The sequence below is a fragment of the Kitasatospora sp. NPDC028055 genome, from assembly GCF_040637885.1.
Classification (GTDB): Bacteria; Actinomycetota; Actinomycetes; order Streptomycetales; family Streptomycetaceae; genus Kitasatospora.
Window position 1 is genome coordinate 64,674 of sequence record NZ_JBEZXE010000033.1, and the last position, 25,008, is coordinate 89,681.

21 protein-coding genes are annotated in these 25,008 nt (G+C 74.0%); 11 read left to right on the forward strand and 10 right to left on the reverse strand.

The genetic code is table 11. From position 1 onward, the window contains the following. Nucleotides 1-62 precede the first annotated feature (62 nt). Both fxsA and pdxH read right to left on the reverse strand, forming a co-directional pair. On the reverse strand, nucleotides 63-257 hold the full coding sequence (gene fxsA, locus AB0F71_RS27525) for an FxSxx-COOH cyclophane-containing RiPP peptide (protein ID WP_350504982.1): 195 nt from the start codon (nucleotides 255-257) through the stop codon (nucleotides 63-65). Between the two features lie 208 nt (nucleotides 258-465). Next, complete coding sequence (pdxH, locus tag AB0F71_RS27530) at nucleotides 466-1,098, reverse strand: pyridoxamine 5'-phosphate oxidase (protein ID WP_360239392.1); 633 nt, start codon at nucleotides 1,096-1,098, stop codon at nucleotides 466-468. A gap of 416 nt (nucleotides 1,099-1,514) precedes the next feature. On the opposite strand from pdxH, the gene AB0F71_RS27535 reads away from it, so the two are divergent. Beyond that, a complete protein-coding gene (locus AB0F71_RS27535; protein WP_360239288.1) occupies nucleotides 1,515-2,615 on the forward strand; it encodes a citrate synthase 2 in 1,101 nt (366 codons plus the stop codon). Nucleotides 2,616-2,765: 150 nt separating this feature from the next. Continuing rightward, nucleotides 2,766-3,890, forward strand: a complete 1,125-nt coding sequence (gene serC, locus AB0F71_RS27540; RefSeq protein WP_360239291.1) for a phosphoserine transaminase — start codon at nucleotides 2,766-2,768, stop codon at nucleotides 3,888-3,890. 300 nt (nucleotides 3,891-4,190) lie between these two features. On the opposite strand, the gene thpR is transcribed toward serC, so the two are convergent. Then, entirely contained in the window at nucleotides 4,191-4,778 is a 588-nt protein-coding gene (gene thpR / locus AB0F71_RS27545) for an RNA 2',3'-cyclic phosphodiesterase (RefSeq protein WP_360239294.1), read from the reverse strand. A gap of 46 nt (nucleotides 4,779-4,824) precedes the next feature. On the opposite strand from thpR, the gene AB0F71_RS27550 reads away from it, so the two are divergent. Next, on the forward strand, nucleotides 4,825-5,343 hold the full coding sequence (locus AB0F71_RS27550) for a GNAT family N-acetyltransferase (protein WP_360239297.1): 519 nt from the start codon (nucleotides 4,825-4,827) through the stop codon (nucleotides 5,341-5,343). A gap of 74 nt (nucleotides 5,344-5,417) precedes the next feature. Here AB0F71_RS27550 and AB0F71_RS27555 read toward each other — a convergent pair whose 3' ends face one another. Continuing rightward, nucleotides 5,418-6,707: an MFS transporter gene (locus tag AB0F71_RS27555; RefSeq protein WP_360239395.1), complete on the reverse strand. Its 1,290-nt coding sequence runs from the start codon at nucleotides 6,705-6,707 to the stop codon at nucleotides 5,418-5,420. Between the two features lie 364 nt (nucleotides 6,708-7,071). After that, the gene (locus tag AB0F71_RS27560; protein WP_360239300.1) at nucleotides 7,072-7,506 is read right to left on the reverse strand and encodes a MarR family transcriptional regulator; all 435 of its coding nucleotides are present in this window, start codon (nucleotides 7,504-7,506) and stop codon (nucleotides 7,072-7,074) included. 122 nt (nucleotides 7,507-7,628) lie between these two features. Between AB0F71_RS27560 and AB0F71_RS27565 the strand changes: the two genes are divergently transcribed. Next, the gene (locus tag AB0F71_RS27565) at nucleotides 7,629-8,051 is read left to right on the forward strand and encodes a VOC family protein (protein WP_360239303.1); all 423 of its coding nucleotides are present in this window, start codon (nucleotides 7,629-7,631) and stop codon (nucleotides 8,049-8,051) included. A gap of 302 nt (nucleotides 8,052-8,353) precedes the next feature. Beyond that, entirely contained in the window at nucleotides 8,354-9,181 is an 828-nt protein-coding gene (locus AB0F71_RS27570; RefSeq protein ID WP_360239306.1) for an MHYT domain-containing protein, read from the forward strand. Between the two features lie 266 nt (nucleotides 9,182-9,447). On the opposite strand, the gene AB0F71_RS27575 is transcribed toward AB0F71_RS27570, so the two are convergent. Next, on the reverse strand, nucleotides 9,448-11,157 hold the full coding sequence (locus tag AB0F71_RS27575) for a hydrogenase maturation protein (protein ID WP_360239309.1): 1,710 nt from the start codon (nucleotides 11,155-11,157) through the stop codon (nucleotides 9,448-9,450). A gap of 193 nt (nucleotides 11,158-11,350) precedes the next feature. Beyond that, nucleotides 11,351-12,274 (reverse strand): DUF4231 domain-containing protein, encoded by a 924-nt coding sequence (locus AB0F71_RS27580; protein ID WP_360239312.1) that lies wholly within the window; start codon nucleotides 12,272-12,274, stop codon nucleotides 11,351-11,353. A gap of 130 nt (nucleotides 12,275-12,404) precedes the next feature. On the opposite strand from AB0F71_RS27580, the gene AB0F71_RS27585 reads away from it, so the two are divergent. Beyond that, on the forward strand, nucleotides 12,405-12,854 hold the full coding sequence (locus AB0F71_RS27585) for a VOC family protein (protein ID WP_360239315.1): 450 nt from the start codon (nucleotides 12,405-12,407) through the stop codon (nucleotides 12,852-12,854). A 55-nt stretch (nucleotides 12,855-12,909) separates the two neighbouring features. Here AB0F71_RS27585 and AB0F71_RS27590 read toward each other — a convergent pair whose 3' ends face one another. Further along, a complete protein-coding gene (locus AB0F71_RS27590; protein ID WP_360239318.1) occupies nucleotides 12,910-14,370 on the reverse strand; it encodes an NCS2 family permease in 1,461 nt (486 codons plus the stop codon). A 184-nt stretch (nucleotides 14,371-14,554) separates the two neighbouring features. On the opposite strand from AB0F71_RS27590, the gene AB0F71_RS27595 reads away from it, so the two are divergent. From AB0F71_RS27595 to AB0F71_RS27605, 3 genes are all read left to right on the forward strand, one after another. Next, on the forward strand, nucleotides 14,555-14,905 hold the full coding sequence (locus AB0F71_RS27595; RefSeq protein ID WP_360239320.1) for a DUF2530 domain-containing protein: 351 nt from the start codon (nucleotides 14,555-14,557) through the stop codon (nucleotides 14,903-14,905). 52 nt (nucleotides 14,906-14,957) lie between these two features. Beyond that, nucleotides 14,958-17,417 (forward strand): HAD-IC family P-type ATPase, encoded by a 2,460-nt coding sequence (locus AB0F71_RS27600; RefSeq protein ID WP_360239323.1) that lies wholly within the window; start codon nucleotides 14,958-14,960, stop codon nucleotides 17,415-17,417. Nucleotides 17,418-17,542: 125 nt separating this feature from the next. Further along, nucleotides 17,543-17,752, forward strand: a complete 210-nt coding sequence (locus AB0F71_RS27605) for a hypothetical protein (protein ID WP_360239326.1) — start codon at nucleotides 17,543-17,545, stop codon at nucleotides 17,750-17,752. Between the two features lie 24 nt (nucleotides 17,753-17,776). Here AB0F71_RS27605 and AB0F71_RS27610 read toward each other — a convergent pair whose 3' ends face one another. Then, nucleotides 17,777-21,073 carry a molecular chaperone Hsp90 gene (locus tag AB0F71_RS27610; RefSeq protein WP_360239329.1) on the reverse strand — a complete coding sequence of 1,099 codons (3,297 nt, stop codon included), beginning with the start codon at nucleotides 21,071-21,073 and terminating at the stop codon, nucleotides 17,777-17,779. Between the two features lie 470 nt (nucleotides 21,074-21,543). Continuing rightward, nucleotides 21,544-22,425, reverse strand: a complete 882-nt coding sequence (locus AB0F71_RS27615) for a DUF3027 domain-containing protein (protein ID WP_360239398.1) — start codon at nucleotides 22,423-22,425, stop codon at nucleotides 21,544-21,546. 647 nt (nucleotides 22,426-23,072) lie between these two features. On the opposite strand from AB0F71_RS27615, the gene AB0F71_RS27620 reads away from it, so the two are divergent. Beyond that, nucleotides 23,073-24,392 carry an MFS transporter gene (locus AB0F71_RS27620; protein ID WP_360239401.1) on the forward strand — a complete coding sequence of 440 codons (1,320 nt, stop codon included), beginning with the start codon at nucleotides 23,073-23,075 and terminating at the stop codon, nucleotides 24,390-24,392. A gap of 84 nt (nucleotides 24,393-24,476) precedes the next feature. Then, nucleotides 24,477-25,007, forward strand: coding sequence for a hypothetical protein (locus tag AB0F71_RS27625; protein ID WP_360239332.1), 531 nt, complete (start codon nucleotides 24,477-24,479; stop codon nucleotides 25,005-25,007). Nucleotide 25,008: the final 1 nt, after the last annotated feature.

A 25,008-nucleotide genomic window follows, 5' to 3' on the forward strand; every position in this document is an offset into this window, starting at 1 on the left:
CGGGTGGGCCAGTTGGTGAATTCGCCCGCCTCGGGGGGTTTAACCGGCGGTCAGCGGCGGGGTCAGCGGAGTTCGAGCGCCGACTGGAACGCGGCGAGCGGTTCGGCCCCGGGGGTCAGGGCGTCCGCCACGACCCTGCGCAGCAGGTCGCCGAGGACGGTGTCGGGCAGGGCGTCGAGCTCGTCGAGCGGCAGGGCGGCGACGTCGACCAGGTCGGAGTCGAGGCCCGCGACGGTTTCCGCACCGGTGACGCCCATCAGTCCCTTAGTCCCTCACTAGGATGCACGCAGGCACGACCCGATCACACAGGCACGAGCGGGCCCGCGGCCGAGGAATCCTCGACCCCGGTCCACGACGCGCACATTCTACACAAAACGGTGACGGTTCATCAGATCCGGCCGCCCGCCACGCCCGGGCCCGCCACCCGGACGCACGGCGCCGCCGTGACCGCCCGGCCCCCCGCCGTCACGGGCAGAGGCGCTCCACCCGCCAGCCGCCGGGGCCGGCCGGGTCGGCGAGGTAGCGGAGGCGGTCGTGCAGCCGGTTCTCGCGCCCCTGCCAGAACTCGACCGCCTCCGGGACGACCCGGTAGCCGCCCCAGAACGGCGGGACGGGGACGCCCTCGCCCTCGGGGTAGCGCCGCTCCAGGTCGGCGTAGCGCTGTTCGAGGACGGCGCGGCTCTCGACCGGGCTGGACTGTTCGCTGGCCCAGGCGCCGAGTTGGGAACCGTGCGGCCGGGTGCGGAAGTAGGCGGCGGTCTCGTCCCGGCCGACCTTCTCCACCGGGCCCTGGACGATCACCTGGCGGCCCAGCGCGATCCACGGGAACAGCAGTGCGGCGTACGGGTTCGCGGCGAGCTCGGAGCCCTTGCGGGAGCCGTAGTTGGTGAAGAACACGAAGCCGCGGGCGTCGAAGCCCTTGAGCAGGACGGTGCGCGAGCTGGGGCGGCCCCGCTCGTCGGCGGTGGAGAGCACCATGGCGTTGGGTTCCACCACCCCGGCCTCGTCCGCCTCGTGGAACCAGCGGGCGAACTGCCCGATCGGCTCGGGCGCGAGCTGCTCCTCGGCCAGGCCCTCGTGGACGTAGTGCTTGCGCATCACGGTGGGGTCCGGACCGCGGCGGGGCTCGTCGGCCGGGGTCCGGGTGGCGGGGCTCAGGGGCGTCGACTGGGCGCGTTCCGGGGTCTGCACGCCAACATCATCCCGTACGACAAGCAACCGGCACCGCTACCTCCGACGAACCCCGGTCGGAGATATGGTGACTCGCCACCGCTGGACTGCCCGCCGTACGGGGAATTGTCCGGAACCTGGTGTTTGGTTCCGGGAGTCCCCCGGGCACGACCGACCCCCGACGGGAAAGTCAAGTGGTCCCACGGGAAACATCACCGCGGTGGTGTATGGCGCAATGCACCCCGTGCCTGTCACTCTGGCACCGAGTGCCAACCACGATTCGGTCACTGGAGCGCCGCCCCACCACGGCGGGGCACCGATCGCAGAACTGAAGGAGCCGTCGCATGTCCGATTTCGTACCCGGGCTTGAGGGAGTCGTCGCGTTCGAGAGCGAGATCGCCGAACCCGACCGCGAGGGCGGCGCCCTGCGGTACCGCGGTGTCGACATCGACGACCTGGTCGGCCACGTCTCCTTCGGCCACGTCTGGGGCCTGCTGGTGGACGGCAAGTTCAACCCCGGCCTGCCGGCCGCCGAGCCCTTCCCGATCCCCGTGCACTCCGGTGACATCCGGGTCGACGTCCAGTCCGCGCTCGCCATGCTCGCCCCGGTCTGGGGCCTCAAGCCGCTGCTGGACATCTCCGCCGAGCAGGCCCGCGACGACCTCGCCCGGGCCGCCGTGATGGCGCTGTCCTACGTCGCCCAGTCCGCCCGCGGCCAGGGCCTGCCGATGGTCCCGCAGAGCGAGATCGACAAGGCCGAGACGGTCGTCGAGCGCTTCATGATCCGCTGGCGGGGCGAGCCGGACCCGAAGCACGTCAAGGCCGTCGACGCCTACTGGACCTCGGCCGCCGAGCACGGCATGAACGCCTCCACCTTCACCGCCCGGGTCATCGCCTCCACCGGCGCCGACGTCGCGGCCGCGCTCTCCGGCGCGGTCGGCGCGATGTCCGGCCCGCTGCACGGCGGGGCCCCGTCCCGCGTGCTCGGCATGATCGAGGAGATCGAGCGCACCGGTGACGCGACCACCTGGGTCAAGAACGCACTGGACAAGGGCGAGCGCCTGATGGGCTTCGGCCACCGCGTCTACCGCGCCGAGGACCCGCGCGCCCGCGTGCTGCGCCGCACCGCCAAGGAGCTCGGCGCGCCGCGCTTCGAGGTCGCCGAGGCGCTGGAGAAGGCCGCGCTGGAGGAGCTGCACAACCGCCGTCCGGACCGCGTGCTGGCCACCAACGTCGAGTTCTGGGCCGCGATCATGCTGGACTTCGCCGAGGTCCCCGCGCACATGTTCACCTCGATGTTCACCTGTGCGCGCACCGCCGGCTGGTCGGCGCACATCCTGGAGCAGAAGCGCACCGGTCGCCTCGTGCGCCCCTCCGCGCGCTACATCGGCCCCGGCCCGCGCCGCCCCGAGGAGATCGAGGGCTGGGACGCCATCGCGCACTGACCCCGCGCCCGAGCGGCCGCTCGAACGCCTCTGACCAGCGGGTCCGGCTCCGGCCGGGCCCGCTGTCGGCGTCCCCGGGCAGCGAAGATCACAGTCTCAGCGGGCGGACGACCGTATCCCGGGCGAGTCCCGCGCCGGTAGGCTGCGCGCGTGGCTCAGATCCAGATCCCCGCTGACATCAAGCCCGCAGACGGCCGTTTCGGCTGCGGACCGTCCAAGGTGCGCCCCGAGGCCCTGAGTGCCCTCGCCGCCACCCAGACCTCCCTGCTCGGCACCTCGCACCGCCAGGCCCCGGTGAAGAACCTGGTCAAGCGCGTGCGCGAGGGCGTGAGCAGCCTGTTCTCGCTGCCGGAGGGCTACGAAGTCGTCCTCGGCAACGGCGGCTCCACCGCCTTCTGGGACATCGCCGCCTTCGGCCTGGTGCGGGAGAAGTCCCAGCACCTGGACTTCGGCGAGTTCTCCTCGAAGTTCGCCTCCTCGGTCAAGGCCGCCCCGTGGCTGGCCGAGCCGACGGTGATCAAGACCGCCCCGGGCACCCACCCGCTGCCGGTCGCCGAGGCCGGCGTGGACGTCTACGGCCTCACCCACAACGAGACCTCGACCGGCGTCGCGATGCCGATCAGGCGTCCGGTGGGCGCGGACGAGGGCTCGCTGGTGCTGGTGGACGCCACCTCGGGCGCCGGCGGCCTGCCGGTGGACATCACCGAGACCGACGTCTACTACTTCGCCCCGCAGAAGTCCTTCGCCTCCGAGGGCGGCCTGTGGCTGGCCACCTTCTCCCCGGCCGCCCTGGAGCGCGCCGCCGAGATCGCCGGCTCCGGCCGTTACGTCCCGCCGTTCTTCTCGCTGCCGACGGCCATCGACAACTCGTCGAAGGACCAGACGTACAACACCCCGTCGCTCGCCACCCTGTTCCTGCTGGCCGACCAGCTGGAGTGGATCAACGGCAACGGCGGGCTGGACTGGGCCGTCGCCCGTACGGCCGATTCCTCGTCCCGGCTGTACGCCTGGGCCGAGAAGTCCTCCTACGCGAACCCGTTCGTGGCGAACCCGGCCGAGCGCTCCCAGGTGGTCGGCACCATCGACTTCGACGAGTCGGTGGACGCCGCCGCGGTCGCGAAGGCACTGCGTGCCAACGGCATCGTGGACACCGAGCCGTACCGCAAGCTGGGCCGCAACCAGCTGCGCATCGCGATGTTCCCGGCGATCGACCCGGCGGACGTCGAGGCGCTCACCCACTGCATCGACCACGTGGTCGAGCAGCTGGCCGGCTGAGACCTCCGAGGACACGGCTGAGGGCCACCGCCTGCGGGCGGTGGCCCTCTCGCCGTTCCGGGGCCACCCGAGCCGCTCTGGGGCCGCCCGGGCTACTTGCCGACCAGCGAGCTGATCAGTACGACGACCAGCAGCAGCACCAGGGTGCCGGAGACGATGCGCATTCGAGTCTTGGGATCCACGGTCAACGAGCGTACCTGCGGCTCACACCCCCACCTCACCCTGGCCCACCCCGAACCCCTCGGCCCCACCCCCGAACCCCTCGGCCCCGGTCGGCCCCCTCGGCCCCGGTCGGCTCCCTCAGCCCCAGTCGGCCAGCGCCCAGGAGCGCAGCGACTCGTAGTGGGCGAACCCCCCGGCCAGGTCGCTCTTCATCAGGTGCAGCTCGGCGGCCTCCCACTCCGGCCCCCGGTAGTCCGCCAGCGCCGCCGCCAGCCCCTCCAGCTCGGCCGCCGCGACCCGCTGCACGGCCCGCCGCTGTCCGCGCGAGGAGCCGGCCCGGGCCAGGGTGAGGTGCGGGTGGAAGGCGAAGGCGTCGGCCTCCCCGGTGAACTCCGCGGTGGCCCCGGCCACGGCCTCCGCGAGCCGGCGCAGCGCCCAGGTCCGCCCCTCGACCCCGGCCCAGAGCACCCGGTCGCCGAACCGGCCGGCGCCGGCGATCCGCAGCGGGTGGGCCGGGTGCACCTCGGCGACGGCCGCCAGGGCGGCCTCCAGCTCCGGCAGCCGCTCGGCCGGCACCTGGCCGAGGAAGGCCAGGGTCAGGTGCCAGCCCTCGACGGTGGTCCAGCGCAGCCGGTCCGCCCCGGGCAGCCCGTGCAGCGGCGCGACCGCGTCGGAGAGCCCCTGGAGCGCCTCGACGGGAGGCAGGACAGCGACGAACAATCTCATGATCCAAGCTTCCCTCGCCCGGCCGTTCCGGGTAGAACGGATGTCCATGAAGATCCGCAACGGGGGTCCCTCGGACGTCCCCGACATCCTGTCCCTGCTCGACGGCGCCGTCTCCTGGCTGGCCGCCGGGAAGCGCACCGGCCAGTGGGGCGACCGGCCGTTCAGCACCGACCGGGCTCGGATCGACCAGGTCACCTCGTACGCCGAGGAGCCGTTCCTGGTCCGCATCGCGGTGGACGACGAGGGCCGGACGATCGGCTGCTGCGTGCTGGCCGAGCAGCGGGGGAAGTTCGTCCCGGTCTCGGCGGAGCCCGAGCTGTTCGTCCGCCTGCTGGTCACCGACCGCAGCCGCAAGGGCTCCGGCATCGGCGCGGCGCTGATCGCCGACGCGGTCGAGGAGACCCGTCGGCGCGGCCTCGACCTGCTGCGGGTGGACTGCTACGCGGGCGACGACCGCAAGCTGGTCGGCCAGTACCGGGCGCTCGGCTTCACCGAGACCGCGGGCTTCGAGGTCGAGCTGCCGACCGGCACCTGGCCCGGCCAGCTGCTGGAGATCCGACTCTGACGCAACGTCAGGACGCTTCGAGGCCAAGCCCCGAGGCGTCCTGACGGTCCATCGGCCAATCCATCAGCCCGTCATCAGCAGGCCGCGGCCAGCTCCGACGTACGCGCCGGGACGGCCCGCGGCACGACGGCCACCACCCGCCCGCCGCGACCGGGGTGCAGGTCGAACCGCACCCGCAGGTCCGCGCTGCGGGCCAGCACCAGGCCGACCGCGCCGGCCGCCAGCGCGGACACCACGCCGCAGGCCAGCAGGCCCAGCCGGGGCCCGTACGAGGCGGTGACCCAGCCGACCACCGGGGCGCCGATCGGCGTGCCTCCGGTGAAGACCAGCACCAGCAGGCCCATCACCCGACCGCGCATCTCGGGGTCGGTGGACAGCTGCAGCATGGAGTTGACCGAGGTGTTGAAGCTCAGCCCGAACACCCCGATCAGCGTCAGCAGCAGCGCGAAGGTCCAGTAGTCGGGCGCGAAGGCCGCGACCACCTCCAGGGTGCCGAAGGCCAGTGCCGCGCCGACCAGCCGGCGCAGCCGGGGCGCGCCCCGGCGGGCGGCGAGCAGCGCGCCGGCCAGCGAGCCGACGGCCATCGCGGTGTTCAGCAGGCCGTACTGGCCGGCGCCGACCTTGAAGGTGTCGTACGCGAACCCGGAGAGCAGCGTCGGGAAGTTGAAGCCGAAGGTGCCGATGAAGCCGGCCAGCACCATCGGCCAGAGCAGCTCGGGCCGCTCCTTCACGTAGCGCAGGCCCTCGCGCAGCTGGCCCTTCTCGCGGGCGATCGGCTCGGTGGGGCGCAGTTCGGACTCGCGCATCGCGAGCAGTCCACCGATCACGGCGGCGAAGGACAGCGCGTTGACGGCGAACGCCCAGCCGCTGCCGACCGCGGCGATCAGCAGGCCCGCGACGGCGGGGCCGACCAGCCGGGCGGTCTGGAAGTTGGCGGCGTTCAGGCTGACGGCGTTGGCGAGGTCCTTGGGGCCGACCATCTCGGACACGAAGGCCTGCCGGGTCGGGTTGTCGACCACGGTGACCAGGCCGAGCAGCAGGGCGAACGCGTACACGTAGTACGGCGTCACCACGCCGCCGACGGTCAGTACGGCCAGGCCGGCGGCGAGCAGGCCCATCGCGCCCTGGGTGTGGATCAGCAGCCGGCGCTTGGGCATCCGGTCGGCGAGCACGCCGCCGAAGAGGCCGAGCAGCAGCATCGGCAGGAACTGCATGGCGGTGGTGATGCCGACCGCGAGCGGGCTGCCGGTGAGGCTCAGGACCAGCCAGTCCTGGGCGATCCGCTGCATCCAGGTGCCGGTGTTGGACACCACCTGGCCGGCGAAGTAGTAGCGGTAGTTGCGAACGCGCAGGGAGGAGAACATCCCCCCGGGCCTGGTGAAGCGGGCTCCTGCGGGAGATGCGGCCGGGTGGGTCCGGCGCTGAGCGGCGGGGTCCGCCGCGGTGCGTTCGTCGGGGTCGTCGTCGCCGCTGCCGGGCAGCCCGCTGGGGGCGGGGGCCTGGGCGTCGGCGGCCGCGGTGCGGTCCGCGGCGGGGTCGTTGGTCGGGTCGTCGGTACGGGCGGCGGCGCTGGCTGCGGCCGGCGGTGTCACGGTGGTCTCCCCTCGCGGCGCGACGGCCCTGGCGGGGGCCGTCGCGCTCCTGGTCATGATGGTCGGTCCTGCGGTGATGCGGGCTCCTTCTCCTCCCGGCGGCCGGCCGGGGTCGGTGTGCCTCGATCTGTACGAGTTACAGGTGGGCGAGCTTGTAGAGCACGGGCGCGGCCTCCCTGAGGACGGCCCATTCCTCGTCGTCGAGCCCCTGGGCGAGCTCGGCGAGCCAGACGTTTCGGCGCCGACGACTCTCCGCGAGGATCGTCTCGGCCTGCTCGGTGCTGCTGACGACCACCTGGCGGCGGTCCTCGGGGTGCGGCTCGCGCCGCACCAGCCCCTTCTCCTCCAGCATCGCGACGATCCTGGTCATCGAAGGAGGCTGCACGTGCTCCTTCCGGGCGAGCTCACCCGGCGTCGCCTTCCCGCACCGGGCGAGGGTGCCCAGCACTCCCATCTCGGTGGGACTCAGCGACTCCTCCACCCGTTGGTGTTTGAGTCGTCGGGAGAGGCGCATCGTGGACGACCGCAGCTGTGAGATCGCTGCGAGGTCCTGCTCGGACATCTCGGGCATCTCTTTAGCTTACGTCATTACTCTCGCTAAGGAAAAACGGGTTCCCACCGCGCCGGAGGATCGGCCGGGTGCCATATTGGTGAGGGGTGATCGTTCCCGCCTCCCGGAAGGGCCGACCAGACATGTCCGACCTCGCCTCCGAGCAACCCGCGCAATCCGCACAGTCCGTGCCGGACGACTCCGGCTTCGCCCGGCTCGCCATGGTCACCATCGACTGCGCCGACCCGGTCGCGCTGGCCTCGTTCTACGGCGAGCTGCTCGGCTGGGAGACCCGTCACGTGGACGAGCACTTCGCGATCCTGGACAACCCGGAGGGCGGCAGCCCGCTGGGCTTCGGCCGGGTGACGGGCTACCGGCCGGAGCCGTGGACCGAACCGGACGGCAGCAAGCACTTCCACCTGGACTTCTACGTGGACGACCTGGAGGAGTCCACCGCGAAGGCCCTCGCGCTCGGCGCCACCGAGCCGAGCTACCAGCACGGCCGCACGCTCAAGGTGCTGATCGACCCAGCCGGGCACCCGTTCGGGCTGGCCCCGCTGGAGTAACGCACCAAAGCGCCCCAAGGCGCCCGGAGACCGTGCGCAGGCGATGTCAGGGCTTGGTGCCGAGATCTTGCAGGCCGCGTAAAGGCCCTTCCTGACCTGGGACTTCACGAAAATCGCGAACCTTGTGCGACCACCGGTCAGTGGCTACTCTCCGGGGTTGTCAGGGGCATCACCACGCCAGGTCTCCCCTCGGCGGAGCCCCCTCCGTGCCCGTCCGCGCGCGTCCCACCCGTTCCCCGGTACCCCGCCGACCGCCTCCGCCCGAACCCTGGCGCCCTCAACCCCTCGTCCAGGGAGCTCAATTGGGTGAGATCCATCATGCCGACCACGGCTGGGTGACACCGGCGGTCTCGTACTTCGTGGCCTGCCTCGGTGCCTTCGTCGCCCTGCGCAGCGCCCGCTGGGCACTGGTCTCCACGGGCCGCAGCCGGGCCGTCTGGCTGCTCTTCGCCTCGACCTCGCTCGGCGCCGGCATCTGGTCCATGCACTTCATCGCGATGCTCGGCTTCTCCGTCACCGGCGCCGAGATCACCTACCAGCCGGGGCTCACCGTGCTCAGCCTGCTGGTCGCCGTCGCGGTGGTCGGCATCGGACTGTTCACCGTCGGGTACTGGCGGCGCCACCCGGTGCTGTCCCTGCTGGTCGGCGGGCTGACCACCGGACTCGGGGTCGCCGCGATGCACTACCTGGGCATGGCCGCGATGGTGCTGCCCGGCCGGCTCGGCTACGACCACGTGACGGTCGGGCTCTCGATCGGCATCGCGGTGTTCGCCGCCACGGCCGCGCTCTGGGCCGCGCTGAACATCCGCGGCACCCTCGCGGTGCTGGCGGCGGCGCCGGTGATGGGAGTCGCGGTCTGCGCGATGCACTACACCGGCATGGCGGCGCTCTCGGTCCGCCTCGACGCCTCGCAGTCGACCCAGGGCGGGGTGATGGCGCTGCAGTTCATCTTCCCGCTCGGGGTCGGGCTCGGCTGCTACGTGTTCTTCGGCTCACTGGCCTTCGCCGTCTCCCCGAGCAAGCCCAGCACCCAGCCGCTGCTCGTCGGCCCGGCGGCCCCGCTGCCCCCGCGGACGCCCCGCGTCCCGCCGCAGCGGCAGCCGTCGCGCCGGACCACCGTCCGGCGCTGAGCCGGGCCGGCGCCCCCCCCCCGGCCGGGCGGCGGCCCCCCCCGACGGGGGCGCGCCGGGGCCCCCCCCCCCCCGCCCCGGGGAGTGCGGGGGGGACGCCCGCGCCGGGTCGCGGCCGCCCCCACCAGTGACGTCCGGCCGGGTCCCCCACCCCGGCCGGACGTCATTTTGCTGTCTGTACCGCCGGACGGCACTGCCGTAGCGCCGGACGTCACTGCTGTACCGCCGGACGGCACTGCCGTACCGCCAGGCGTCGCCGCCCGGGTTCAGGGCCGGCCGAGCAGCCCGGTCAGGTGCTCCGGCGTGGCCACCGGGCAGGCCTTGCGCACGAAGTCCCGCCGCAGCGCGTGGTACGGCTCGCCCGCCCGGTAGAAGTTGGCGTGCATCCGGCGCAGTTCCTCCGCCCGGTACGCGGCCAGCGGCTTGGCCTCCTCGTCCTCGGCGCGGCGGCGCTTCTTGTCCACCAGCCGCCCGGTGAGCTCCGGCGAGCCGGCCAGCCGGGCGGCCTCCCGCGCCGTCCAGCGGCGGAACTCCGCCGCGTCCCCGCCGGCCGTGCGGTCCACCAGGCCGATCCGGCGGGCGTGCGCGGCCCCGACCGGCAGCGCCTCGGTGGTGAGCCGCTCGGCCTGCTCGGCGCCGACCCGGGCGGGCAGGGTGTACGTCCAGTACTCGGAGCCGTACAGGCCCATCAGCCGGTAGTGCGGGTTGAGCACCGCCGACTCCCGGCACCACACCTCGTCGGCGGCGAGCGCCATCATCAGTCCGCCGGCCGCCGCGTTCCCGGCCAGTGCGGCGACGGTCAGCTTGTCGCCGGTGGTCAGGATCGCCTCGACCAGGTCGTCCATCGCGTTGATGTTCTCCCAGGACTCCAGCGCCGGGAAGGCCGAGCCCTCGATGACGTTGAGGTGGATCCCGTTGGAGTAGAAGTCCCGGGGCGCGCCCAGCACCAGCACCGAGGTGGGCCGGTCCGCGGCCGCGCGGTAGGCGGCCAGCAGCCGGCGGCACTGCTCGGTGCTCATCGCCCCGCCGGCGTAGGCGAATTCGAGGAAGCCGACCTCGCCGTCCTCGTGGTAGCGCAGCTCCGACCAGGTGTCCCGGCGGGCGGCCTGCGCCGGGGTCACCGGCACCTCGCGGACCTGGTGCAGCTCGTCGGCGAGCACCGTGGCGGCCGGCAGCTTGAAGGTGGCCGGCCCGCCCGGGGTGCGGCGCGGGCGCAGCTGGGGGATCCAGACCGCGCCGTCCACGGTGGCCCGGCAGATCGCGCCGTCCCGGGTGGCGAGCACGGCGCCGGGCTCGGGGCCGCGCAGTTCGTCCTCGGGGTGGCCGCCGTGCAGGAAGAAGTCCCGCCCGTACAGCTCGTCCAGCACGCCGGGCTGGGAGTCGGCGGCGCGCAGCTTGCGCAGCACGGTGGCGGTGTCGTCCTGCTGCCAGTCGATCCGGCGCGCCTCCTGGCGCAGGAAGGGCCGCAGTTCGCCGTGTACGTCGGGGCGGGCGTAGTCCAGCGGTTCGGGGGTGAACAGCCCGCCCTCGTACCGCTGGACGGCCAGCAGGACGGCCTCGGCGGCGGCGTCCGCGACCTCGCCCCGGTACAGCTCGCTCTTGCCGCACTCGGGGACGGCGAACTCGACGGAGGCCCAGATGTCGCCGGCGTCCATCTCCTCGACGGCCTGCAGCACGGTGACGCCCCAGCGCCGGGCGGACTCGGTGATCGCCCAGTCGAGCGAGGAGGGGCCGCGGTCGCCCTTCGGGCCCGGGTGCACGATCAGGACCGTCCGGGTGGACCAGATGTCCTCCGGAACGGCCCTGGTGAGCATCGGGCAGACGATCAGCTCCGGGTCGACCCGGGCCACCGCCTCCCTCATCTGCTCGTCGCCGAGGGCGAGTTGGACGGCGACCTGGTGGCCGCGCTCGCGCAGCTCGGTGTGGACGCGCTGGGTCAGGCTGTTGAACGCGGTGGCGATCAGGAGAATGCGCACAGGGGGCCTCCGGGCAGGGACTGCGGGTCGCGCGGAGGCGATGAAACCAGGGCATGGACACGTAATGGTCACGTTCCGTGCCTCGGCACCCCACTCTCACGCACCCCGCACACCTGTGCCCTCGGCGTGCCCCCGCTTCGCCGGATCTCCCCACCCCCTCCCCGGAGTTGGACTGGCGCGCCGACGAGAGGCGCTACCGAGGGAAGGCCCGGCGGGCCCGCCAGGTGGTGTGCTCGCGGGAGACGGCGTCCTCGGCCTCGGCGGCCAGCCGGGCCCAGCGCTCCTCGGCGTCCGGCGTCCTGAGGTCGAGGTCGGAGAGCTGGTTGCCGACGTTCTCCAGCTCGCGCGCGGCCAGCTGGTAGGCGGCGGCCAGCGGGCGCAGCTGCTTGAGCTGGGTCCAGGCGATGATCGCGGCGGCCGCGGCCGAGCTGGCGCCAAAGATGTGCACCTCCAGGGCGCCGGTGGCCTGGGCGATCGCCGCCGCCGCGCCGATGATGATCAGCGTCGCGATGCCGAGCCCCCAGGAGACCGCCTGGGACTCGCAGGACTCGGCCCGGGAGCGGTACCAGGTGCGCTGGCTCTCGACCCTGGTGCGCAGGTAGAGGGTGCGCCGGGCGACGAGGCTGTCGGCCCGGGCGCGCCGCATCTCCTCGGTGATCTCCGGGACGCTGCCGGGCGGCACGATCTCCGGGTCCTCGAAGGCCCGCAGCACGTCCTCGACCTGGAGCAGGTAGCCGCGGTCGGCGTCCGGCGAGTCGGCCTCGCCGCCGAACGGCCGGGCCCGGACGCTGTACTTCCAGGCGAGCGTCTTGACCGACTCGGCCGCCGCCCGCGCCTCGTACCACCGGCCCTGCGGGTTGCTGCGGCGCAGCCGGGACCAGAAGTAGCCGGCGATCAGGAAGGCGGCCACCGAGAACAGTGGCTTGATATCGCCGTCGCCCTTGTGGTCCGGGCCCGGGAGCGAGCCGATCAGCGCGGCGACCACCAGCATGGCGATCAGTCCGCGGTGCCAGCGGAGCGTCTCGCGCTGTCCGTCCAGCGAGGCCTTGTCCGCCCGCCAGAAGAGTTCCGGCAGCAGTCGCCCCTCGACGCCCCCGGGCGGATCCTGTTGCACCATCGGTCGAGTCCCCTCCCCTTCTCCGTCCAGGCAGTATGCCCGCCGCCAACTGCCCTACACGGTCGCCTTTTTGACACCTTCCGACCGTCGGTGATTGCTCCACCTGCTCGTAACCGATATAACCGGTTACATGCCGCTGCACTGGAAGCTCGTCATCGACTGCGCCGACCCGCACCGCCAGGCCGCCTTCTGGGGCGCCGCCCTCGACTACACCGTCGAGGACCACGCCGCCCTGATCGCCCGGCTGCTGGACGCCGGCGCGATCACCCCGGACGCCCTCACCGAGGTCGACGGCCGCCCCGCCTGGCGCACCCTCGCCGCGGTCCGCCACCCGGAGGACCCGTACGACCCCGCCTCGGACACCGGCCTCGGCCGCCGGATCCTCTTCCAGGCCGTCCCGGAGCCCAAGCAGGGCAAGAACCGCCTCCACCTCGACGTCCACCCCGGCCCGGGCGAGCGCGCGGCCACCGTCGCCCGCCTCGAAGCCCTCGGCGCCACCGTCCTGCGCGAGGTCGCCGAACCCGGCGGCGCCTGGACGGTCATGGGGGACCCGGAGGGCAACGAGTTCTGCGTCCACTGACCAGAACGCCGACGGCCCCGCACCCAACCGGGTGCGGGGCCGTTCGAGCGAGCCGTCAGAGCAGGCCGAAGGCCGGCATCAGGTAGTAGAAGGCGAAGACCGCCGCCACCGCGTAGAGCGGCACCGGCACGCTGCGACCGCGCCCGGCGGCCAGGCGCAGCACGCAGAAGGCGATGAAGCCGAAGCCGATGCCGTTGGTGATGGAGTAGGTGAACGGCATCATCACGATGGTCAGGAAGGCCGGGATCGCGATGGTGAAGTCGGCCCAGTCGATCTCCTTGACGGAGCCCGCCAGGATCAGGAAGCCGACCGTGACCAGGGCCGGGGTGGCGGCCTGGGCGGGGACCATGGTGGCGAGCGGGGTGAGGAACAGCGCCACCACGAAGAGCAGGCCGGTGACGATCGAGGCGAAGCCGGTGCGGGCGCCCTCGCCGACGCCCGCGGTGGACTCGACGAAGCAGGTGTTGGCGGAGGCGGAGGTTGCGCCGCCGGCCGCGGTGGCGATGCCGTCGACCATCAGGATCCGGTTGATGCCCGGCAGGTCGCCCTTCTCGTCCAGCAGGTGGGCCTCGTCGGCGACGCCGAGGATGGTGCCCATCGCGTCGAAGAAGCAGGACATCAGCACGGTGAAGACGAACAGCACGCCGGTGAGCACGCCGACCTTCTCGAAGCCGCCGAACAGGCTGACCTTGCCGACCAGCCCGAAGTCGGGGGCGGCCACCGGGTTGCCGGGCCAGGTGGGGACGGTGAGGCCCCACTTGAGCGCCGGGACGTCGGCGACCTTGTCGATCACCACGGCGAGCACGGTGGAGGCCGCGATGCTGATCAGGATGGCGCCGGGCACCTTGCGGATGACCAGGATCAGGGTCAGCAGCAGGCCGACCACGAAGACCAGCACCGGGAAGCCGAGCAGGTGGCCGTTGCCGCCGAGCTGGAGCGGGACGGTGGTGTGGGCGGCGTCCGGGATGCGGCTGACGAAGCCGGAGTCGACCAGGCCGACCAGGCTGATGAACAGGCCGATGCCGATCGCGATGGCCTTGCGCAGGCCGAGCGGCACGGCGTTCATGACCCGCTCGCGCAGGCCGGTGGCGACCAGCAGCATGATCGCGAAGCCGGCCAGCACCACCATGCCCATGGCGTCCGGCCAGGTCATCCTGGGCGCGAGCTGGAGCGCCACGATGGTGTTGACGCCGAGTCCGGCGGCCAGGCCGATCGGCACGTTGCCGATCACGCCCATCAGCAGGGTGGTGAGACCGGCGGTGAGGGCGGTGGCGGTGACCAGCTGGGCGCTGTCCAGGTGGGCCCCGGTCATGTCCGTGGCGCTGGCCAGGATGATCGGGTTCAGCACCAGGATGTACGCCATGGTGAAGAAGGTGGCGACACCGCCGCGGATCTCGCGCGGCAGGCTGGAGCCGCGCTCGCTGATCTTGAAGTAGCGGTCCAGGGCGCCGGTGGGGGGCGTGGGCGCGGAATCCGCGGGTTCGGGCGACTCGGTGGTCGGCTGGACCACAGGCATGCGTGCGTCCTCTGTGGGGGAGCTGAGGAGGGGGAGAACGCCCGTGGCGACGATGGCCGGGCGTGGACCTTCAAGTATGGTTTCCCGGTCGCACACGCGCTATCTTCGCGCGTAGAGCCCGCCCCTGACCGACCGGGCGCCCGCCGCACCCCCCGACGCCCCCGCGCACCGTACGCTAGGCCCCATGCCCAAGACGCCGCTGCACCCCTCGCCCCCTCCGCTGGAGGCCAATGACGTCGCCATCGTCGGCGCCGGCACGGTGCTGTGGTTCGTCGCCTTCGTCGCCCTGCTCCCCTTCCAGGGCACCCTGTCCGACCACGGCCACGGCACCTGGCCGTGGATCTGCCTCTCCGGCGGCCTGCTCGGCCTGATCGGCCTCTGGTACTGCCGCGCCCGGCGGGACGCGATCGCCCGCAGCCGCGCCGCCGAGGCGGCCACCGCCGAGCAGGTCGCGGACGGCAGCAGGAACGGCACCACGGACGGCAGCACGGGCGGCACCGGGGACGGCACCGGCCCTGCCACCCAGTCGGACTGAATAGTCCTTTAGTAGCACGCATCGGACATAAGGCGCCCGTAGAGTCGGTGCCATGACGCAGCCTGCCCAGCCCGCGGAAGAGCAGCAGCCGGCCGGCGGAGACCGCCCCGACGGAGCGCACCCGCTCGGACTGCTGCCCGGCCGGCGCGGCGGCCTGACGGCCGCCGAGGTGGCCGAGCGGGTGGCGAAAGGGCAGGTCAACGACGTCCCGGTACGGTCCAGCCGGTCGACCGGGGAGATCGTCCGGGCCAACGTCTTCACCCGCTTCAACGCCATCATCGGCATCATGTTCGGGATCATCCTGATCGTCGGGCCGATCCAGGACGGCCTGTTCGGCCTGGTCATCGTCGCCAACACGGCGATCGGCATCATCCAGGAGCTGCGCGCCAAGAAGACCCTGGACAGCCTGGCCCTGATCGGCGAGGCCAGACCGCAGGTCCGCCGGGACGGCGCCGTCCAGCAGATCGCCGTCTCCGGGATCGTCCTCGACGACACCGTGCTGCTCGGCATCGGCGACAAGGTGATCGTGGACGGCGAGGTCACCGAGGCGGACGGCCTGGAGATCGACGAGTCGCTGCTCACCGGCGAGCCCGACCCCGTCCTCAAGCAGCCCGGCGACCAGGTGATGTCCGGCAGCTTCGTGGTGGCCGGCGCGGGCGCGTTCACCGCCACCAGGGTCGGCCGGGAGGCGTACGCGGCCCAGCTGGCCGAGGAGGCGAGCAAGTTCACCCTGGTGAAGTCGGAGCTGCGCAGCGGCATCGACAGCATCCTGCGGTTCATCACCTACCTGCTGATCCCCACCGCGATCGGTCTGATCATCAGCCAGCTGGCCGTGGAGGGCCGCGACTGGCGCGAGGCGGTGCGCCGGATGGTGGCGGGCATCGTCCCGATGGTCCCCGAGGGCCTGGTGCTGCTGACCTCGGTGGCCTTCGCGATCGGCGTGATCCGGCTGGGCCGCAAGCAGTGCCTGGTCCAGGAGCTCCCGGCGATCGAGGGCCTGGCCCGGGTGGACACCGTCTGCCTGGACAAGACCGGCACCCTCACCGAGGGCGGCATGGACGTCGTCGACCTGCGGCTGATCGCCGACGGCGGCTCCGCCCCGGCTGACCGGGACACCGTCCAGCACGCGCTCGCCGTGATGGCCGGCGCCGACGCCCGCCCCAACCCGTCCATGCAGGCCGTGATCGACGCGTACGGGCGCGGCGACGGCGCCGGCCCGGGCGGCCACGGCTGGCGGGTGATCGAGGCGATGCCCTTCTCCTCGGCCCGCAAGTGGAGCGGCGTGCAGCTGCTGGAGCCCCAGGGCGGCGAGGCCAGCTGGCTGCTCGGCGCCCCGGACGTGCTGCTGCCCGCCGGGCACCCGGCGCTCGCCGAGGTGGACGAGCTGGGCGCCAAGGGCCTGCGGGTGCTGCTGCTCGGCCGCACGCCCGACCCGCTGGACTCCCCCGACCCGGCCGCCGGGCTCAGCCCGCTGGCCCTGGTGGTGCTCCAGCAGCGGCTGCGCGCGGACGCCGCCGACACCCTGCGCTACTTCGAGGGCCAGAACGTCCGGGCGAAGGTGATCTCCGGCGACGCGGCGGTCTCGGTCGGCGCGGTGGCCGGCCACCTCGGACTGCCCGGCGCGGACCGCCCGCTGGACGCCCGCACCCTGCCGAAGGACCCGGAGCAGCTCGCCGAGACCGCCGACCGCACCAGCGTCTTCGGCCGGGTCACCCCGCAGCAGAAGCGCGAGCTGGTCGGGGCGCTGCAGTCCCGCGGCCACACCGTGGCGATGACCGGCGACGGCGTCAACGACGTGCTGGCGCTCAAGGACGCCGACATCGGTGTGGCGATGGGCACCGGCTCGGACGCCACCAAGGCGGTCGCCCAGATCGTGCTGCTGAACGACTCCTTCGCGACCCTGCCCTCGGTGGTCGCCGAGGGCCGCCGGGTGATCGGCAACATCGAGCGGGTGGCCGGGCTGTTCCTGGTCAAGACGGTCTACTCGGTGCTGCTGGCGCTACTGGTGATCTTCACCCACTCGCCGTACCCGTTCCTGCCCCGGCACTCCACCGTGCTGTCCACCCTCACCATCGGCGTGCCGGCCTTCTTCCTCGCCCTCGCCCCCAACAACGAGCGGGCCCGCACCGGCTTCGTGAAGCGGGTGCTGCGGCTGGCCGTCCCGGGCGGCGCCATCGCCGGCACCGGCACCTTCGTCGCCTACGCGCTGGCCCGGGCCGACCACGCCACCGACCTCAAGGCCGACACCAGCGTGGCCACCCTGACGCTCTTCCTGATCGCCATCTGGGTGCTCGCCATCGTCGCCCGCCCGTACAACTGGTGGCGCCTGCTGCTGATCGGGACCATGGGCCTCGCCTTCGCGCTGGTGCTGCTGGTCCCCCCGCTGTCCGACTTCTTCCAGCTCCGCCTGGTCGGCATCCGCGATCCCTGGATCGGCGTCGCCATCGCCGTGGTCTGCGGCATCGTCCTGGAGCTCGCCTGGGGCTGGATGAAGCGCCGCGGCATGGAGTGACGCGGCATGGAGTGACGCGGCATGGAGTGACGCAGCATGGAGTGACGCGCCCGCCGCGGCACGGAGTGGCACGCCCGCGCCGGCCCGGTCGGCGCCTCTAGCATTTCCCCGAGAGGGGGTGCCCGATGGCACGCAGGAGCGGGGATCTGGAGGCGTTCATCGCCTTCCTGGGCGGGCTGCTGGCGGCCGGGCTGACGGCGCTGGCGATGGCGGGCGTCGGCCTGACGGTCAGGCCGACCCCCGCGGTGAAGGCGGCGGCGATGGTGACGCTCGGCGCGGTCTGGCTGACCGTCACCACCACCGTCTACCTGCGGCTCAGGCCGCGCGACCGCTGAACCCGGGCCGCGCGGCGACCGAGCTCAGCCCTCGAAGTCCCGGGCCGCGGACAGCTCGTACGCCCGGTCCGGCTCGCTCAGCGCGGCCAGCACCTCGAAGCGCCGGTGCCACTGGCCGACCGACCAGGCGAGCCCCGCCGCCAGGCCCTCCGGGGTGGCGGCGTGCAGCAGCCCGGGCACCGGCGGCACCTCGAACTCGTCGTCCTCGTCGCCGGCCTCGGCCAGCTCCGGGTCGTACGGCGGCTCCGGGGCGTCCGCCGCGTGGTCCCAGCGCCAGTCGACGGCGGCCTCGCCGCCGTCCGGGCCGACCACCAGCAGCTCCTCGTGCTCCTCGTAGGCGACCGGGCAGCCCGGCAGCAGCTCCCGCACCACGGCGGGGACCCGGTGCAGCACGCCCTCGGAGAGCACCCGCCCGCCGGCCACCTCGCTGGCCAGCGACACGTGCAGCCGCTCGGCGAGGTCCGCGGCGAGCGCCGGGGCGACCGGCAGCAGCGGGTACGGGTGCAGCAGTTGGACCAGGTCGGGGGCGTCGGCGACGACCGCCTCGGTGGCGTCCACCACCACCGTGTGGTCCGGGCGGCGGCCGGTGGCCGGGTCCAGCGGCGGCAACGCCCGCACCACGTCCAGCGGTTCGATCCGGTCCCGGTCGACCCGGGCCAACGCGCTGTGGATGCCGTGCAGTTGGCGGTGGCCCACCTCGGCGGCCGGGTCGGTGAGCCGGTCCAGCACCTCGTCCGGGCCGTGCGGCTCGGCGAGCAGCGCGGCCAGCGTGGTGCGCACCCCGAGCGCGTGCAGGAACTGGTCGTCCAGGGTGGTGCGGGCCTCGTCGTACAGGCCGCGCAGCAGCGGGTCGGCCCCGGCGGCGCGCAGCCCGGCGGGCTCCCGACCGCCCAGCACCGGGTGGTCGCGCAGCCACCAGGCGGTGTACGGCGGGAGGTCGGCGTAGCTGCCGTCGGGCAGCAGGGTGCGCACCGGGTTGACCACGGCGTCCCGGTACGGCGGGCGGGCGAGCGCGGCGAGCGCCTCGGGCCAGGCGTCGTCGTCGACCAGGTCGAGGTCGCGCACGGCCAGCAGTTCGGCGGCCACCGGCGGGACGCCGAGCACCTCGTCGGCGTTCAGCGCCTCCAGGGCGTCCTCGGCCCACTCGGCGAACCCGTCGGGGGCCTCGTCCAGCAGCCCGGTGGGGTGGCCGCCGGCCGCCCGGTCGGCGGGCGCGGTCGGGTCGAGCCGCTCCAGATCGTCCGGGTCGAGCACCACGTCCTCGGCGCGCACCAGCACGAAGTCGGCCAGCACGCCGACGGCGGCCAGCACCTCGGGGCCCCAGCGCTCCAGCAGCTCGTCGTCCACCCAGCCGGCGTCCTCCTCGCGGGCGAGGGCGGCGAACGGGCTGTCGGGCAGCACCAGTTCGCCCGCGCGGGCGGGCTCGCCCTCGTCGTCCAGCAGCGCCAGCCGGGCCAGCCAGGGGTGCTCGCCGACGGCCGGGGCGGCGGCCTTCACCAGGGCCAGGACGGCGTCGGCCAGTTCCAGCGCGGCGTCCAGGTCGTCGTCGGCCAGGTCGTAGGAGCGGGCGACGGCGGCCCGCACCTCGGGGGTGTCCAGCACCCCGGCCGGGGTGGCGGTGCCGGCGCCCAGCTTGGCCAGCAGCGGGTGGGCGGCCTCGGGGTGGGCCAGCCGCAGGTCGAGCGCGGCGAGCGCCCCGGCCAGCGACTCGGGGTAGCCGGGGAAGGCCGCCCAGTCGGCGTCCTCGGAGGGCAGCAGGACCCGCCGGGGCCCGGTGACGGTCCGTCCGTCGGCGAGCGGCACGGGCAGCGCGCCGAGCGCCTCCGGGTCGGCCGCGCCGAGCGCCGCGTACAGGTTGCGCCACCAGGCCGGGTCGCGGTCCAGGCCGCCGAGCTGGTCGACCACCTCGGCCAGCGGCACCCGGCGCACGTTCAGCACCCGCAGCTCGGTGCGGCGCTCCAGTCCGGCCGGCAGCAGGCCGGGGAAGATCGGCGCGAGCGCCTCCACCACCGAGCCGTCCGCGCCCTCCAGCAGCGTGGCGTCGCGCGGCCGCAGCGCGGGCGTGCCCTCCTCGACGCCGCCGGGGTGCGGCAGGAACGGCGTGCCGGGCAGCCGGGAGAGCACCGCCGCGCGCAGCGCGTTGTCCAGCGCGCCCTGCCCGAGCGGCCCGGGGACGAGGCCGAGCGAGCCGAGGTCGGCGCCGCGGGCGCGCAGCAGGTCGGTGTAGCTGTCGGCGGCGCGCTCGGTGAGGAAGTCGGTGAGCGGGCCGGGGGCGATGTGCCGGCGGGTGGAGTCCAGCGGGTAGGAGGCGATCAGCAGCGCGGGCAGGCCGATCGGCTCCTCGCTGGGGGTGGGCGCGTGCAGCACCGGCGCGATGGCGGGCCGCTGCGGGGTGCCGTCCTCCTCGACCGGGACGGCCCAGGTCACCGTCCAGTACGGGCGGGCGCGCTCCTCGGTGGGCCGGTCGGCGAGCAGTTCGGCGGCCAGCCGGCCGGTGGCGCCGACGGTCTGCCAGAGCGTGCGCCGCAGCCGGCCGCCCCCGTCGTCGGTGACGGTGACCTCGGTGACGCCGTCCGGGCGGGGCTCGGCGGCGTCGCGGGTGAGCGTCCGGGTGCCCTCCGGGGTCTCCACCACGACCTCGGACAGGCCGGGCAGGGTGAGCAGCAGGGCGTCGTCGACGGCGGCCAGCAGACGCCGGGTCAGGTCCTCGGCGGCGGCGTCGCGCAGCGGCAGCACCACCACGGTGTCGTAGCCGTCCGGGGCCGGGCCCTCGGCGGCGAACGGCAGCCGCAGCAGCGGCACGTGGCCGTCCCGGCGGCGCAGCTCGTCGGCCAGCGCGGGCTGCGCCTCGGCGAGCGAGCGGGCCTCGCCCAGCGACCAGCGCACCCCGCCGGCGGCGCCGAGCACGGCGGGCTCGTCGGTGACGGCGAGGACGGCGGCGAAGCCGACCCCGAACCGGCCGACGGCGGGCTCCTCCCCGCGCTTGGAGGAGGCACGCAGGGTGGACAGCGACTCGACGGCCGCCGCGTCCAGCGGGGCGCCGGTGTTGGCGGCGGCGAGCACGCCGTCGGCCAGGGTCAGCCGCAGCCGCCCGGGGCCGTGCCCGGCCCGGACCGCGGCGTCGGCCGCGTTCTGCGCCAACTCGACCACCAGGCGGTCGCGGTAGCCGCCGAGCGCCAGCTCCTCCTCGGCGTTGGCGTCCTCCCGGAACCGGGCCGGGGAGGCGGCCCAGGCGTCCAGCACCCGTCGGCGCAGCGCGGTGCTCCCGAACGGGTCCGCGAGGTGCTCGTCCGTGCCGCTGCCGATGATCCGAGGTTCCACGGGACCTGCCACCTTCCGCCGCCCTGTACGTCGTAGGGCATTCTTCCCTGCCCCACTGACTGCTCCCGACCACCGCCCGGTCCGGAGGGCGTCGCGGGGCCCGGCCGGGCGCGGGAATCCGCAGGCGGGGGCCCGGTCGGCGGCGGCCCGCCCGGCCGTACGGTCCGCCACTCCCGTCCCGGAAGAACCGGAAGAACCAGCGGCACCAGGGGCACCAGGGGCACCAGCGGCGGCGACGGGCAGGCGGGCGGGGCGGATCGGGGAGGTCCGCGGGAGACGGAGGGGGCGGAACCGCCGGGCCGGCACCCCACTGCCGGGTCCGACGGCCCGCCCTGCTGCCGCCCGTGGGCTGGGGGGAGTCCCCACGGACGGCAGGCGGGCGGGGCCCCGCCACCGGCGGGCGCCCCTACCAGCAAGAACGTCGCGGCCCGCCCCACCGGTTCAGTGGGACGGGCCGCGGCCGGGGAACGTCAGGAGTGGCCGAGCTCCTCGGCCGGGGCGTCCGGCTCGACCGAGCCGGAGGCCCGGTCCGGGTGGAGCTGCAGCGGCTCGACCACCAGCTCGTCCAGGATCAGCTCGGACGGCGCCGGCGGGGCCGGGATGACGGCCGCCTCGGAGTGCCCGCCGCAGCCGTACGCGAAGGAGACGATCTGGCCGTCGGCCGGACCGAACTCGTTGCCGCACACGCCGAAGGCCTGTCCGAGCGAGCCGCCGATCGGGATCAGGAAGCCGCAGCTGCTGCACGCGGCCGGGGCTGCCTGCGCCATCGGGGTGTGCGGGCCGTGGACCTTCTCCCAGCGGTCGGCGGCCAGGTGCAGGCCGAGCCGGGAGAGCACCCGGCTGCGGCCCAGGCCGAGTTCCTCGGCGACGGCGTTGATCCGGGCGCGGGCCGGCGCGGGCTGGACGTGCGGGTCGGTGACGACCACGTCCTCCTCGGCGGCCAGGGCGACCGCGGAGTTCGGCGCGGGCTCGTCCTCGCCGGTCCAGCCGGGCTCCAGCCGGGCGTCGTCGGCGCCGGTCGGCAGCAGGTCGCCGGGGCCCATGTCGCCCGGGCGCAGCCGCTCGCTCCACGGCACCCACTCCGGCGCCAGCACCGCGTCGGGGCCGGGCAGCAGCACGACCTCGTCCAGGGTGACGTTCTTCGCGCGCGGGGCGCGGGCGACGGTGACCGCCCAGTGCCAGCCGCGGTAGGCCGCGTCCAGGCACTCGAAGCTGTGGGTGACGACGCGGTCGGCCTCCGCCTGCGCACCGAGGTGCGGGCCGACGACCTCGGGCCCGACGGCCTCCTCGGCGGCCTGGCGGGCGAGTTCGACGGCCTCGGCACAGAGCCGGTCGGGGGTACGGCTTCGCATCGCAGCACTCACGGCGTCGATTCTCTCCCAGTTCTTCTGTCGCCCACGGCGTGTTGCCTTCTCCGTCGCGGCTCGGTAGTCCCGCGTCCATTCTGCGCGACCTGGGGCCGCCACGGGTACCGACCGCGCCGCCCGTCCGGCCTGCCGGCGCCCCGGCGCCCACGCGGGCGGACCTTGGGGCAGGCTACCCGCCGGTCGGCGCCCCGGCACAGTCCGGGGCGGAGCCGGGCCTTCCGAAGGCCGCGCCGAGCGGAGCCGAATCCCGCGTCGCCCCGGCGAATCTGGGGCAGGATGGGCTTGTGGCGGACGAAAACCCGTCGCAGCACGCACTGCGCCCCTCGCAGGCCGGCAGCCCCGACGAGGCGCAGGTCGCGCCGCGACAGCAGTCTCCCGTCCCCGCTGCGGGCGAACCGCAGCCGGTGGCGGGCGGCGGGCCGTCCGCGGCCGCCCGGGTCAGTCTGGAGAAGCCGGCCCGCGCTTCCGTAGCAGCCACTGACGCCACGAAAACCGGCCCGGACTCCCCGGACTCCCCCGACGAGAACCTCGACGAGGACCACGACGGGGAAGCCGCCGAGGAAGCCTCCGAGCCCCGCCGCCACTTCCTGGTCCGCACCGCCTCCGCCGCCGGCCTGGGCACCGGCAAGCTGGTGCACGGCACCGGCCGCCGGATCCGCCGGGCCACCTCGGCCGAGGGCGCGGGCGAGTCCGGCCTGGCGAAGCTGATCGAGCTGCACGCGCTGAACTCCTTCGGCGACATGCTGATCACCATCGCGCTGGCCTCCACCATCTTCTTCTCCGTCCCCACCGGCGAGGCCCGCGGCCGGGTCGCGCTCTACCTGCTGATCACGATGGCCCCGTTCGCCCTGCTCGCCCCGGTGATCGGCCCGCTGCTGGACCGGCTGCCGCACGGCCGTCGGGCCGCCATGGCGATGTCGATGCTGGCCCGGGCCGTGCTGGCCTGGACGATGGCCGGGGTCATCTCCGGCGGCGGCATCGCGCTCTACCCGGAGGCGCTGGGCGTGCTGGTGGCGTCCAAGGCGTACGGGGTGGTGCGCAGCGTGGTGGTGCCCCGGCTGCTGCCGAGCCGGCTGTCCCTGGTGAAGGCGAACTCCCGGGTCACCCTGGCCGGGCTGCTGGCCACCGGGGTGGCGGCCGCGGTGGGCGGGCTGCTGCACCTGATCGGGCCGGGCTGGCCGCTGCGCGGCGCCTTCCTGGTGTTCGTGATCGGCACCCTGATGGCCTTCCACCTGCCGCACACGGTGGACTCGGCGAAGGGCGAGCAGCGGGCCGTGCTGCACGCCGAGGTGTCCGCCGAGGCGCCGGGCGGCGGCTCGCACCTGATCCACCACAAGCCCCCGAAGGTGAAGGCCTCGCTGCGCACCGTCGGCCCCTCGGTGGTGCTGGCGCTGCGGGCGATGGCGGGGATGCGCTGGCTGGTCGGCTTCCTGGTGTTCTTCCTGGCCTTCCTGCTGCGCACCGACCCGATCGGCGGCCTGCGGCCGACCCTGGCGCTGGGCCTGGTGGCGCTGGCCGCCGGGACGGGCAACGCGCTGGGCTCGGTGCTGGGCTCCTGGCTGCGCACCCGGGGCCCGGAGGCGACGGTCACCGCGATGCTGCTGCTGGCGACCTGCGTGACGGCGGCGGCCGCGCTCTGGTACGGCGTGGTGACGGTGATTCTGGTCGCCGCGGTGTCCGGGATGGCGGCCTCGCTGGGCAAGCTGGCGCTGGACGCGCTGATCCAGCGGGACGTCCCGGAGGCGGTGCGGACCTCGGCGTTCGCCCGTTCGGAGACCCTGATGCAGATGTCCTGGGTGGTCGGCGGCGGGGTCGGCATCGTGCTGCCGCTGAACGGGGTGCTGGGCCTGTCGATCGCCGCCTCGGTGGTCGGCCTGGTGCTGCTGTGGACGGCCCGCTCGCTGCTGCGGCTGGGCCTGCGGCGCCACCCGGCCGCCCCCAGGGTGGCCTGAACCGGTCGGTTGGCGGTGACGGAGCAACACGCGGTGACCGACCCCCGCGTCGCGTGATCGCCCGGGCCCGGTAGATTCTCTCGCATGAGCCTCAATACCCGTGTCATCGCCGCCCTCGGCGCCGTCGTCGTGGTCGGCGCCGCCACGGTGGGCACCTCCGTCGCGATCGCCGCCGGGCAGACCGAGCACAGCTCCCACCGGGCCACCCTCCAGGTCGGCACCACGTCGATCGCCGCGGATCCGCTGTGCTGGAACGACGGCAGCCCGCTGAGCGACGACCAGCAGGACCAGTGCCAGACCAAGGCCAAGCAGGCCCTGGGCGACGGCAGCCTGCCGCAGTCCGACGTGCGGGCGAGCGACCGGATCGGCGTGGGCGTCAGCCCGAACGTGGCCAAGACCGGCTGGTGGGCCTCCACCAACGGCGGTGCCAGCAGCCAGGGCGGGCAGACCAGCCTGTTCTCCTACGCCCAGGGCCCGAGCTTCTCCGGCTCCCAGACCGCGGGCAAGGTGCTGAACTCCAGCGGCAAGACCGTGATCACCGTGGTCGAGATCGACAAGAAGTCGGAGAGCCCGATCGCGGTCTGGTACTTCCAGCTGAACACCAAGAACGACTGAC